General features: G+C 42.4%; 8 protein-coding genes and 2 pseudogenes. 6 read left to right on the top strand and 4 right to left on the bottom strand.

The window, feature by feature from the left end; translation table 11 throughout:
• Positions 1-1222: pseudogene (locus E0H79_RS10475) on the top strand (IS256 family transposase).
• Between the two features lie 47 nt (positions 1223-1269).
• Here the strand turns inward: E0H79_RS10475 and E0H79_RS10470 are convergent.
• On the bottom strand, positions 1270-1932 hold the full coding sequence (locus E0H79_RS10470; protein ID WP_131261580.1) for an IS1595-like element ISAcra1 family transposase: 663 nt from the start codon (positions 1930-1932) through the stop codon (positions 1270-1272).
• A 47-nt stretch (positions 1933-1979) separates the two neighbouring features.
• Between E0H79_RS10470 and tagF the strand changes: the two are divergent.
• The 3 genes and pseudogenes from tagF (at position 1980) to purL (ending at position 7839) form a co-directional block, all read left to right on the top strand.
• A pseudogene (gene tagF / locus E0H79_RS10465) lies at positions 1980-2901 on the top strand (type VI secretion system-associated protein TagF).
• Between the two features lie 2 nt (positions 2902-2903).
• On the top strand, positions 2904-3671 hold the full coding sequence (locus tag E0H79_RS10460; RefSeq protein WP_131261579.1) for an OmpA family protein: 768 nt from the start codon (positions 2904-2906) through the stop codon (positions 3669-3671).
• Positions 3672-4002: 331 nt separating this feature from the next.
• Positions 4003-7839, top strand: coding sequence for a phosphoribosylformylglycinamidine synthase (gene purL / locus E0H79_RS10455; protein WP_131261578.1), 3837 nt, complete (start codon positions 4003-4005; stop codon positions 7837-7839).
• Positions 7840-7865: 26 nt separating this feature from the next.
• Here the strand turns inward: purL and E0H79_RS15565 are convergent, their stop codons facing one another.
• Entirely contained in the window at positions 7866-7997 is a 132-nt protein-coding gene (locus E0H79_RS15565; protein WP_256732322.1) for a hypothetical protein, read from the bottom strand.
• Positions 7998-8048: 51 nt separating this feature from the next.
• Between E0H79_RS15565 and E0H79_RS10450 the strand changes: the two genes are divergently transcribed.
• Together E0H79_RS10450 and epmA are read left to right on the top strand one after the other, a co-directional pair.
• Entirely contained in the window at positions 8049-9116 is a 1068-nt protein-coding gene (locus E0H79_RS10450) for a 4-phosphoerythronate dehydrogenase (protein WP_131261577.1), read from the top strand.
• Positions 9113-10093: an EF-P lysine aminoacylase EpmA gene (gene epmA, locus E0H79_RS10445; RefSeq protein WP_096902381.1), complete on the top strand. Its 981-nt coding sequence runs from the start codon at positions 9113-9115 to the stop codon at positions 10091-10093. Before E0H79_RS10450 ends, epmA begins: the two co-directional genes overlap by 4 nt.
• A 170-nt stretch (positions 10094-10263) precedes the next feature.
• Here epmA and E0H79_RS10440 read toward each other — a convergent pair whose 3' ends face one another.
• Positions 10264-11499, bottom strand: coding sequence for a multifunctional CCA addition/repair protein (locus E0H79_RS10440; RefSeq protein WP_004972751.1), 1236 nt, complete (start codon positions 11497-11499; stop codon positions 10264-10266).
• A gap of 90 nt (positions 11500-11589) precedes the next feature.
• Positions 11590-13869, bottom strand: coding sequence for an NADP-dependent malic enzyme (locus tag E0H79_RS10435; RefSeq protein ID WP_096902382.1), 2280 nt, complete (start codon positions 13867-13869; stop codon positions 11590-11592).
• Positions 13870-13880 lie beyond the last annotated feature (11 nt).

Here is a 13880-nt window from a genome sequence, read left to right as displayed (position 1 = left end):
ATGAAAGATGAAGCAATGCTGGCATTGGCAAAAGAATTTGCCAAGAACTTAAAAACAGAAGCTGACCTGAATAATTTCAGTAAAGCTCTAAAGAAACTCACCGTTGAAACTGCACTCAATGCTGAACTGACTGAACATTTAGGCTATGAGAAGAATAGTCCTCGTATAGGCAAAAATACACGTAATGGCTATACAACCAAACGGCTATTTACTGATGATGGTGAATTTGAACTAGACACGCCTAGAGATCGTGATGGCACTTTTGAGCCCCAGCTGATCAAGAAGATGAGAAGCAGCGCTTCGCAAGGCGTATCACACAAATGGATAGCCAAATCCTATCCCTATACGCCAAAGGCATGACGACACGAGATATTGTTGCCACATTCAAGGAAATGTACGATGCGGACGTCTCCCCAACGCTTATTTCCAAAGTGACGGATGCAGTTAAAGAACAAGTAATAGAATGGCAAAATCGACCATTGGATGCCCTTTATCCTATTGTCTATATGGATTGTATCGTGGTGAAAGTGCGTCAAGATAGTACGATTATTAACAAAGCGGTGTATCTAGCATTAGGTGTCAATACAGACGGACAGAAAGACTTATTAGGTATGTGGATGTCAGAAAACGAAGGTTCTAAATTTTGGCTCTCAGTCCTTACAGAACTGAAAAATCGTGGTTTAAAGGATATTCTGATTGCCTGCGTAGATGGACTGAAAGGCTTTCCTGATGCGATCAATACAATTTACCCTGATACGCATATTCAGTTGTGTATCATCCACATGGTACGCAACAATCTTAAATATGTGAGTTGGAAAGACTACAAAGCTGTCACAGCCGATTTAAAAAAGATATATCAAGCTGTTACAGAAGACGCAGCCTTACAAGCTTTAGATGAATTTGGACAAAAATGGGATGAGAAGTATCCTCAAATCAGCAAGTCATGGCTTGCCAACTGGTCGAATCTAAACACGTTTTTCGCTTATTCTATGGATATTCGCAAAGCGATTTACACGACGAATGCGATTGAATCATTGAACAGCGTTATCCGCCATGCAACCAAGAAAAAAAAATCTTCCCAACTGATGATTCCGTGAAAAAGGTGGTATATTTAGCAATTATGGCAGCAAGCAAAAAATGGACGATGCCTATTCAGAATTGGAAAGCTGCCATGAATCGCTTTAGTATCATGTTTGAAGAGCGTGTAACCAAGTATTTTTAAAACTGTATTTACACAGAATTATTTACACCCTCGATTTACACTTAATTTTACCTAATGAGGTTCCACAGCTCAGTTGCTAACTCATTAGGTTCCCTCATCCAACGCCATTCAGTTTCTTTAAGATGATAATCAAAGTACTCTTTTGATATGCCGTTAAACTTTGCTAGCCTTCTTTTACAAAAGCTCCAAAATGATTCTATTCCATTTATATGGCATTGTCCTCTAGCAAACTCATTTGCTCCGTGATTTACCCTAAAATGCTTTGAATAACCCACATCAACAAGACCATTATAGCCACGCCATCCATCACTATAAATCACACTCTCAAGTGAAACTTTACCAACTATAACCTCTTGTAAAGTCTTCATTTTACAGTCAGGTACGATTTCAGTATAGACGCGCCCATTACGTTCGAATATTCCAAATACTGGCTGTTTTAGAGTCCCACGACCGCGCTTTAACTTTCCATGAAACCCACGTTGCCTTTTCGCTCCAAAATAGCTTTCATCTACTTCTATTGAACCAACAAACTTAGCTCTTAAATCTGTTTGATGATCATAGATAGTTTCTCTAAAAAGCATGTACCAATAGTTAATCGTATTACGATTTAAATTGAGTAATAAGGCTGTTTTGGAAGCAGGAATATCAACGCAAAAGCATTGAATAATTTTTTTAATCTTGTAGTGACTTAATTTACTGTTTTCTATCATGATTCTAGACTAACATAATCATTCTGCTAGTCTAGAGCCTATGGAAAATACCTGCCCGTGGTGATTTTATAAAGTCTAAAGGGCAATCGGAACTCATTCAGCAGCTCGATCAGTGGATTAGTAATGCACTGGAACATGCCATGCAGAGCGCAGATTTTAAACAGCGTTATGCAACTTTGCCTGCTTTAGATTTTTTGATTGCCCATCCAGCAGAACCAATGTTTTTAGCTGTTAATTTAAAGGCGAGCCAAGATAGCTCGGGGCGGGCATTTCCAATGCTACTGGGGCAGTTGTTTGAGGTCGAACAGCCGAGTCAAAAGTTATTATTTGTGCCGTTTTTTTTACAAAGCTATTTGGACTGATTTATTGCAACGCAATCAGGTCTTAAGCAATATCCGTGATCCCAATATGTCATTTGAACTGTTGAATCAATTGCCGAATAGGGTTCAACTTTTGAGTGCAGAAGAATACCAAGACTTTTATGAAAAACACAGCACGCATTCATTGGCACAATTAATGAAAATCAGTGTCAATGACTTGGCTCAGAGTATGATTGGGTTGGGACTTTTACTGCAACCCGTCCTCAAAAATGGCACTCGTCGTTTAAACAAAGTGATGATTTTACCGCTGAATCATCCGCGATATTGCTTTGAAATCGCAGCATTTTGGATGGGCATGATCGGGCGGTTTTTAGGCGCGCATCATACTGAAATTTTGCTGGGGATACTACATTTTGAGGCACCCATTTTGATCATTGATTTTCAGGGGGCTGATGTCATGACGCTGCGCGATCTATTTATTCAAAATATGCAGGATGAACATTGGGTTTCTTTAATTCAAGCCACTTGGATTGATGCTTATTTAGAACAAAATGCAGGTCTTGCAACATTGGAACAATTACTTTGTCAGCGGCAGTTAAATCTTAACCAAGCCTTGAAGCTGTTTAGGCAAACTTTTTTAGATAAATAAATATGAAAAATAATCAAAAACGTATTCGCGTAAGTCTACTTATTGGCTTGTGTTTTTTAGTCCAAAGTCATTTGATCTATGCAGCGCCCATTGTTATAGAAGGTGTGGTGCCAAACGAAGCAAGTAAACAAGCTATTTTGGCGAAAATGCAAGCTGTGTATGGTGAAACGCAGGTACTAGATAAAATTCAAGTCCGTGCAGTTGTTGCACCGAATGGTTGGGATGACTCAGTTTCGCGTATGATTACAGCGGATTTAAAAAAGATTTCGCAAGGGCAGTTACGTGTGAAAGGGACTCAAATTGATTTGATAGGAAAGGTGAGTGCTGCTCATCAAATTCAAGCTACGACAGCAAACTTTCAGGCTTTGGTACAGCAGCCTTATCGTTTAAACACGCAGCTTTCAGGGAATCAGTATGAACAAAAGATGCTGGATGCTACGCTCAAAAACAGGATTATTGAGTTTGAATCGGGTAGTGCGATTTTAACTGATGCAGGTCAAAAAATTCTGGATGAAATGGTTGTGGCATTGAAGCAAGTTGGCACCAAAAAAGTGAAAATTGTTGGACATACAGACAGTTCGGGCGACGCGCATAAAAATATAGTGTTAAGCCAATCACGTGCAGAAGTGGTAAAAAATTACTTGGTCGATAAAGGTATTACGGCAACGCATTTAAGCACCGAAGGTCAAGGTTCTAATCAGCCTGTCGCAGACAATACAACGCTAGAAGGACGTAAGAAAAATCGACGTATTGAATTTGAGGTGCTTTGATTAGTTGATATCGAGCAAGGCGGAAGTTGAGCGTCATGTCCTGATCTTTAGAGCATCTGTGTGTAAACAGATGGCATAGAAAATAAAAACAGCATCAATCATTAAGTAATTTCCACAGTGAGAGTGCTTTGTGCAATTTAAAGCACGAATCTTGAATACATTGATCTGAAATAGAGGCTTTAAATCAACATTCGGAAGTTTTACTGCCGAAACGCGCCAAGAAAACCATTTTCCATCTAGCTGATTATGGCATTTCACAGTAGAATATGCGCTCTCTTCAAGTCACATTGTGGCATGGTCCAAAAGATCAGCCCGTGGAGCCAAAATCAGCATGTTTATCGTTGCCGGTGCACCTGCACATTCATCTTTTAAGAAAACTCAACTCTTAAACCGTTTAGCGTCAATGAGTTCTGTTCAATCTTTCGATAGCCAATGGGTTTATTTATTTGACCAAGCGCTCGACGAGCAACAACAGCAATCTGCTTTACAGCTTTTAAACGATGGTGCATCTTTTGAATTACGCCAAGCTGCAAGTGATGAAGTTCAAATTTTAGTGACACCACGTGTGGGCACAATTTCTCCTTGGTCATCAAAAGCAACCGATATTTTTGCCAACTGTAATACGCCTGTACACCGCCTAGAACGCGGTGTTTTGTTTACCTTAAAAGGTATTACAGACGTTTCAAACGAAGTAAAACAAGTATTGCATGACCGCATGACCGAAAGTGTGTTTAACCACATTAACGATGCTGCAGCGTTATTTGTTGAAACTGAACCAAAACCTTTAAATAGCATTGATATTTTGGGTGAAGGCAAAGCGGCATTGGTAAAAGCCAACAGTGAGTTTGGTTTTGCCTTGTCTGATGAAGAAATTGATTATTTAACCGAAGCATTTATCAAGTTAGGCCGTAATCCGCATGACATTGAATTGATGATGTTTGCACAAGCCAACTCTGAGCACTGCCGTCACAAAATCTTTGGTTCTGAATGGACAATTGATGGCGAAGTACAGCCATTGTCATTGTTCCAAATGATCAAAAATACTTATAAAGAATCACCAACAGACGTATTGTCGGCTTACAAAGACAACGCTTCGGTGATTGTTGGTTTTGATACGCAGCGTTTCTATCCGAAAAAAGATGCTGCAACAGGTCACTACGTTTATAAATATAAGAGCCAAGCTGCCCACATTCTTATGAAAGTGGAAACACACAACCACCCAACTGCAATTGCACCATTTGCAGGTGCTGCGACAGGTTCGGGTGGTGAAATCCGTGATGAAGGCGCGACAGGTCGTGGTGGTAAACCAAAAGCAGGTTTAACAGGCTTTACAGTATCGAATTTAAATATTCCTGGTTTTGAACAGCCTTGGGAAGAAAACTATGGCAAGCCTTCACGTATGGCATCGCCATTACAAATTATGATTGAAGGCCCATTGGGCGGTGCAGCGTTTAACAACGAATTTGGTCGTCCTGCGTTAAATGGTTACTTCCGTACTTTCGAGCAAAACGTGAATGGTGAAGTAAAAGGCTTCCATAAACCAATCATGATTGCAGGTGGTTACGGCAACATTCGTCCAGACCATGTCGAAAAAGACCCAATCCAGCCAGGCGATTTATTAATCGTTTTAGGCGGCCCTGCGATGTTGATTGGTTTGGGCGGTGGTGCTGCATCTTCTGTAGATAGCGGAACCATGGGTGAAAACCTTGACTTCGCTTCAGTACAACGTGAAAACCCAGAAATGGAACGCCGTTGCCAAGAAGTGATTGATACGTGCTGGCGTTTGGAAGATGCCAACCCAATCGTATCGGTGCATGATGTCGGTGCAGGTGGTATTTCTAACGCAATGCCTGAGTTGGTAAATGATCACGAACTAGGTGCAGTGCTTGATTTGCGTAAGATTCCATCTTTAGAACCGGGCATGTCACCAATGGAAATTTGGTCAAACGAAGCGCAAGAGCGTTATGTATTGGCGATTCGTCCAAGTTCTTTAGAATTATTTGAATCAATCTGTGCGCGTGAGCGTTGTCCGTTTGCGGTATTGGGTGAAGCGACAGAAGCGCGTCATTTAACGGTTGAAGATCCTTTGTTCAATAACAAAGCTGTAGATATGCCAATGCAGGTCATGTTAGGCGGTACGCCACGCATGAGCCGTTCTTATGAAAGCATTGAACGTCAAGGTGATGATTTTGATGTAGCTCAAGTTATTGATCTGAAAGATGCGATTTACCGTGTGATTAAGAATCCAACTGTTGCTTCTAAATCATTCCTAATCACGATTGGTGACCGTTCAATTACAGGTATGGTTGCACGTGATCAATTGGTTGGCCCATGGCAAGTGCCTGTTGCAGATGCGGCAGTAACCACTACCAGCTTGCAAGGCTTTACAGGCGAAGCAATGGCGATGGGTGAACGTCCACCTGTAGCTTTATTAAACCCTGCAGCATCTGCGCGTTTGGCAGTGGCAGAATCTATTTCCAATATCATGTCAGCCAAAATTGACCAGATTAGCGACATTAAATTGTCTGCAAACTGGATGGCAGCAGCAGGTCAAAAAGGCGAAGACCAAGCCTTGTTTGAAGGTGTAAAAGCCATTGGTATGGAAATGTGTCCTGCACTAGGAATTGCAATTCCAGTAGGGAAAGACTCATTGTCTATGCGTACCACCTGGAATGACGAAGGCGTTGATAAATCTGTAACTTCACCAATGTCAGGTGTAATTACCGCATTTGCACCAGTGACTGATGTACGCAAAACGCTAACCCCTGAATTAAAAAATACCGATTCAGTATTGGTGCGTATTGACTTGTCTAAAGGTCAGTTTCGTTTAGGCGGTTCAATTTTAGCGCAAGTGTATAAAGCTATTGGTTCAGTAACACCAGATGTCGATAACTTTGACGAATTCAAAGCATTCTTTGCTTTGGTGCAAGACTGGAATAACCGCGGCTTGATTCAAGCTTACCATGACATTGGTGATGGTGGTTTATTGGCAACTGTGACTGAAATGATGTTCGCTTCGCGTTTAGGCGTAGCGCTTGAAGATCAATCTGTTGCGGCATTGTTTGCTGAAGAAATTGGTGCAGTACTACAAATTTCTAAAGCAGATTGGGCAGCTTTAGCTGCTGAAGTTGCTGCATCTACCCTGAAAGATACAATTTCTGTAGTCGGTACAGTCAATAACACCGACCAACTTGCAGTAAATGGCTTGGTGCTTGAACGGGCCGATTTGCAAACGGCTTGGAGTGAAGTATCACATCAAATCCAGCGTTTACGTGACAACTCAGAAACTGCTGATCAAGAATTTGCTTTGATCACAGACAAGAACCACAAAGGCTTAATTGCTCAACCGACATTTGACTTAAATGAGCCAGTTGAAGCACCGTACATCAACACACGTCGTCCTAACATGGTGATTTTACGTGAACAAGGCGTAAACGGTCATGTAGAAATGGCGGCAGCATTTGACAAAGTCGGCTTTAACACCGTTGACGTACACATGAGTGACTTGCTTGCAGGGCGTGTCGATTTAGACGACTTTGAAGGCTTAGTGGCGTGTGGTGGTTTCTCTTACGGTGACGTATTAGGTGCTGGCGGTGGCTGGGCGAAGTCAGTCTTGTTCAACCCGAAATTACGCGACCAGTTTGAGAAATTCTTTAACCGTCAAGAAACGTTCTCACTGGGTATCTGTAACGGTTGTCAAATGTTGTCACAATTAGCACCACTCATTCCAGGTGCAGAAGCGTGGCCACGTTTCCATCGCAATACTTCAGAAGTGTTTGAAGCGCGTAGCGTTAACGTCCGTGTGGAAAAATCAAACTCTGTATTATTGCAAGATATGGAAGGCTCGATTTTACCAATCGCAGTGGCACATGGTGAAGGTCGCGTCGTTGCACCAGAAGCTAATTTGGCAGCCTTAAATGCAGGTAACCAAGTGATTTTACGTTATGTCGATAGCCACGGAAATGCGACTCAACATTATCCAATGAACCCGAATGGTTCGCCAGAAGGTATTTCAGGCGTAACTTCAAAAGATGGTCGTGCAACAATTATGATGCCGCACCCTGAACGTAATTTCCGTGCGCTTCAACATTCTTGGAAACCTGAAGAATGGACTGAAGATGGTGCATGGTTACGTATGTTCCGCAATGCGCGTAAATTTATTGGTTAAGATTTCACTCGCTTAATCTATAGCAGTCAGCCACCTTCGGGTGGCTGATTTTTTTGCTGTGAATATGCAACTTTTATATAGACGTGCATGTTTCCACCTAAATGAATCGTCGGCTTGCTGTTCAACAATTCTGCATTAATCTCAACAATCATAGTCATCCTAGACAACTCAAGCTATCATAAACAAGCAAACACACATGGGATGGCGTTATGAAAATCATTGCAGATGAAAATCTGGCATATACCGATTATTTCTTTGCAGATTTGGCAGAAATAGAGCACAAGGCTGGACGCCGTCTAACGCATCAAGATGTGCAAGATGCTGATGCGCTGCTAGTTCGTTCCGTCACCCAAGTGAATGCAGCATTGATTCAACAGACCGCGCTTCAATTTATTGGCAGCGCGACCATTGGCACAGACCACCTTGATATCCCAGCCATCGAGCAGCAGGGCATTGCATGGTCAAATGCGGCAGGTTGTAATGCGCAGGCGGTGAGTGAGTATGTGATTACCGCATTGCTTCATCTCGAGCCTGAATTACTACATGCCAATCAAAACTTTAAACTTGGCATTATTGGACTGGGCAATGTCGGCTCGCGCTTGGTCAAAATGGCACAATTATTAGGTTGGGATGTCATCGCATACGATCCATTTGTGCAGTTGCCCAATGTGCAGCAATGTGACTTAGATGCACTATTACAACAGGCAGATGCAATTTCCATTCATGTGCCATTAACAGAAACTGGTGAACATCCTACTCATCATTTAATTAATGCAGCGCGTTTGGCATGTATGAAGCCTCAAGCCATTCTGATTAATTCAGCGCGTGGGCCAGTGGTAGAAGAAGCGGCTTTAATGCAGGATATTCAACATACTCAGCGTTTAGTGGTATTAGATGTTTTTGAATATGAACCTGAAATCTCTGCAGAATTATTAGATTTGCTTGCTTTGGCAACCCCGCATATTGCAGGGTATAGCCTAGAAGGCAAGGCACGCGGCACACAAATGATTTATCAGGCTTTTTGTGAAAATTTTGGTTTAGATGCCACAAAACAATTTGAAACTCAATTGCCAAGCTGCGCGCAATATTTCAAAACCCAAGATTTGAACAATAGTCTGCATGCACATTTAAGTCAAATTTATGATATTGCACAGGATGATGCCAATTTACGTGCCTGTGTCAAAGCGGGCAAAGTTGAGCAGCAGGCTTTTGATCATTTAAGAAAAACCTATCCTCTGCGTCGTGAATGGGCAGCACACGGAGGCCCGCAAGCATGAGTTCAAATCTCCAATATCAACCAACTTGCGACTTAAACAGCATGCGCGCACGTGCACAATTGTATGCACAAATACGCCAGTTTTTTGCGGAACGTGAAGTACTTGAAGTTGAAACGCCAATTTTGTCACAGGCAGGAGTGACAGATGTGCATTTGGCTTCAGTGCAAGCACAGCGCCATGTGCAGGGCAAATTGCATACGCACTATTTACAGACCTCACCTGAATTTGCCATGAAGCGTTTATTGGCCAGTGGTAGTGGTGCTATTTATCAAATTTGCAAAGTCTTTCGTGATGATGAGCATGGACGTAAACACAACAGCGAATTTACCATGTTGGAATGGTATCGTCCCGAATTTAGCCTGAAAGAGCTTATGTTTGAGGTGACAGATTTACTTAATCTGACGTTAAAACAACGCTTTGGCGAAGTACGTCCAACAGTGTTGAGTTATAAACACGCATTTATGGATCGTTTGGATTTAAATCCTTTACAGGCAAGTCTGCAACAATTGAAAGACTGCTGTCATCGTGTGGGTTTGCATCTGGATTTGGGTGATGACCGTCTAGGCTACATCGACCTATTGTTTTCACATTTTGTAGAACCAAGTTTGGGCTTTGATGCTCCTGTATTTTTAACCGATTTTCCACCTGAATTAGCATCTTTGGCTAAAACCAGAACAGATGATGATGGGGAATTGGTCGCAGCCCGTTTTGAGCTATATATCGAAGGTTTAGAGCTTGCCAATGCCTATGATGAATTGATTGATGCTACTGTGCTGCGTTCTCGTTTTGAAGCCGATAATGCAGAACGCGCACAACTTGGTTTACATGTGATGCCAATTGATGAATATTTATTGGCTGCGTTGCCGAACATGCCTGAATGTTCAGGTATCGCCTTGGGCATAGATCGCTTATTGATGATTGCAACTGAGCAGATGCGTTTAGAGCAAGTGATTAGCTTTCCTGCGCAGCTTGCCTAAAAGCAAAAGACAGTTTCTTATTTCAAGAAGGATTTATTTGAGCTAAAAAGCCGTAGCTTCTATATTTTAGAAGATTACGGCTTTTCGATCAGAAATTTAGGCTGACTTAAATAGGTTAAGAATGATAGATCAAAGAACGCATGTAATGACGTTCTATAGACTTAAATAGCCTAAGCAGTAGCAGCCAAGTGACGTGCCTTTAATTGCTCAATCGCTTTAATGCGTCGTTCAATCAGCATTTCACCAATATCGGGGCCTTGGACATCGGCAGGTAAGTCTTGCGCCTTAATGCTGCGTACCACTTGAATCGCTTCCAAAATATAGCTCGCTTGCGGATAGTCACGATCTTCCAAACCTAAACGCCCACGAGAGTCACATTCACAGGCTTGTACAAAGGCTTCTACACGCTCAGGACGACGCAAGACATCCAAACGCTGTAATAAGCGCCATAACGTGCCAGGCTTTAAGCTCAATGCTTGGTGGCATTTTAAATGCTCTTTACATACAGCAAGTGCAAGTTGTTTGGTATTGGTCGGTACGCGCAGGCGTTCACACACTTCCGTTACAGGTCGAATCCCACGTTCTTCATGCATAATGTGCCGTGGTAATTCATCGGCAGGGGTCAAGGCCTTGCCTAAATCATGCAATAACACTGCAAAGCGTACATCGAGTGAGTAATTGGCACGACAGGCTTGTTGTAGTGACATCATGGTGTGCACACCACTGTCAATTTCAGGGTGATATTCAGGACGCTGTGGAATACCGAATAAAGCATCTAATTCAGGAAATAAAACTTTTAAAGCACCACAGGCACGCAATGTTTCAAAATAAACATCGGCACGTGCTTCCATTAAGGCACGTGAAGTTTCTTTCCATACGCGTTCAGGTGTCAGCGCATGTAACTCACCAGATTCTGCCAACTCTTGCATTAATAACAAGGTTTCAGGTGCAACCACAAAGCCTAAAGCATGATAACGTGCTGCAAAACGAGCAATACGCAGCACCCGTAACGGGTCTTCTACAAAAGCATTGGAAACATGGCGCAGCACTTTATTGCACAGATCTTGCTGTCCACCGTAAGGGTCGTAGACATTGCCATCACTATCCATTGCCATGGCGTTAATGGTTAAATCACGACGGATTAAATCTTCTTCTAAGGTCACGCTTGGGTCGGTATGAAATTCAAAACCGTGATAACCGTGTCCAGATTTGCGCTCAGTGCGAGCAAGTGCATATTCATCTTTGGTTTCAGGATGAAGAAAAACAGGGAAGTCTTTGCCCACAGGTTGAAAGCCTTGAGCCAAAAGTTGTTCGGGCGTTGCGCCAACCACAACATAATCTTTTTCGTGATAGGGATGCCCGAGTAAGTGATCTCGAACTGCACCGCCTACTAAATAAACTTGCATGAAAAAACCTCTATTCTTCAAGCAATCATGCTACAGAATAGAGGTTTTCTCAAGTCTATAATTCTGAGTCAGTCACTCAGAAATATAGGTTTATGCTTTAACTTGTGCTGTTTGTTGAATTTCAGCAACAGTGAGTGCAGTCATATTCACAACACGACGTGTCGTTGCAGTCGGAGTCAAAATATGTACAGGTTTTGCTGCACCTAACAAGATAGGGCCAATCGTAACATTGTTACCTGAAGTCGATTTCAACAAGTTAAATGAAATATTGGCAGCATCTAAGTTCGGCATAATCAACAAGTTTGCAGAACCTTTGAAGCGTGAGTTCGGGAAAGCAAATTGACGAATATTTTCGTCTAATGCTGCATCACCGTGCATTTCACCTTCAACTTCAAGCTCAGGTGCAATCTCACTCAAGATTTCAAAGACTTTACGCATTTTTTGTGCGCTAGAGTCTTGTTGGTCAGAACCAAAACTTGAGTGAGAAAGTAGAGCAACGCGTGGTGTCATACCAAAACGGCGTACTTCTTCAGCCGCTAAAAGTGTCATTTCAGCCAACTGTTCAGCAGTTGGGTTAGTGTTGACATAAGTGTCGGCAATGAACAAGTTGCGATCTTCAAGCATCAATGCGTTAAGGGTAAAGAAGTTAGTGCGACCTTCTTTTAGACCAATCACATTTTTCACGAAATCAAGGTGAATATCGTAGCTAGAATAAGTACCACATAACATACCATCGGCTAAACCATGTTTCACTAACATTGCTGCAATGAGGGTAGAGCGACGACGTGCTTCACGCTGCGCGTATTCAGGTGTAACGCCTTTACGCTGCATGATGGTGTAGTAATCATCTGCAAATTTTTCGTAGTTCGGGTTGTTTTCCTGATCTACAATTTCCATATTCACGCCATGTTCCAGACGTAAACCTAGCTTTTTAATGTTCGCTTCAATCACTGAGGTACGACCTACAAGGATTGGTTTAGCCAAGCCTTCATCCACTGCAATTTGTACTGCACGAAGTACGCGTAAGTCTTCACCTTCTGCATAAGCAATACGCTTAGGGTCAGTTTTTGCTTGAGCAAAAATAGGCTTCATCATAAATGCCGAGTTATATACAAACTCAGACAAACGCTGACGGTATGCAGAGAAGTCTTGAATTGGACGACTTGCTACACCTGAATCCATTGCCGCTTGAGCAACTGCAGGTGCAATTTCAAGAATTAAACGCTGATCAAGTGGACGTGGAATTAAATAGTCACGACCGAATGATGCAGATTTTTCACCATAAGTCGCAGCATCTGCTTCAATGTGTGCCATGCGTGCAATTGCGTGTACACAAGCAATTTTCATTTCTTCGTTGATGGTAGTTGCGCCAACGTCTAATGCACCACGGAAAATATACGGGAAGCAAAGTGCGTTGTTAACTTGGTTCGGGTAGTCCGAACGACCAGTCGCCATAATCACATCTGGACGTACTTCATGCGCATGTTCAGGTAAGATTTCTGGATCTGGGTTAGCCAAAGCAAAGATAATTGGATTTTCAGCCATTTCTTTGACCATAGCTTTGGTCAAGATACCCGCTGCAGAAAGACCAAGGAACATATCCGCACCGCTAATTACATCAGCAAGTTGCGTTCCTTCAATGTCTTGCATATAGCGTTTTTTCGAGTCATCCAAACCTTCACGTTTGGTGGTGATTAGACCACGCGAATCCGCAACAATGATATTTTCTTTTTTCGCGCCCAATGCACATAACAGGTCTAAACAAGACAGTGCGGCTGCACCTGCACCTGAAGCAACGATTTTGATTTCTTCAATTTTCTTGCCGTTAAGTAACAAGGCATTGAGTAGGGCAGAACCTACAATGATTGACGTACCGTGTTGGTCATCGTGGAACACAGGAATATTCATGCGTTCACGAAGTTTTTGCTCAATGTAGAAACATTCTGGTGCCTTGATGTCTTCAAGGTTAATACCACCAAAAGTTGGTTCTAGTGCTGCAACAATATCTACAATTTTGTCTGGATCATTTTCAGCAATTTCGATGTCAAATACATCGACACCAGCAAACTTTTTAAAGAGTACGCCTTTACCTTCCATCACAGGTTTAGACGCCAAAGGACCGATATTACCTAAACCTAATACTGCTGTACCGTTACTAACGACAGCAACCAAGTTACCGCGAGCGGTATAAAGTGCAGCTGTTGAAGGATCACGTTCAATCTCTAAACATGGTGCTGCGACACCTGGTGAGTAAGCGAGCGCTAAGTCACGTTGGTTGACCAGCTGCTTACTTGGAGTAACGCTGATTTTTCCTGGTGTTGGAAATTCGTGATAGTAAAGTGCCTGCTGTTTTAATGATTGATCGTCCATCTGAATCTCGT

The organism is Acinetobacter sp. ANC 5045 (assembly GCF_004331005.1).
Lineage (GTDB): Bacteria > Pseudomonadota > Gammaproteobacteria > Pseudomonadales > Moraxellaceae > Acinetobacter > Acinetobacter towneri.
The sequence above is the reverse complement of the archived record's forward strand: the minus strand, read 5'-3'. Positions and strand labels throughout refer to the sequence as shown.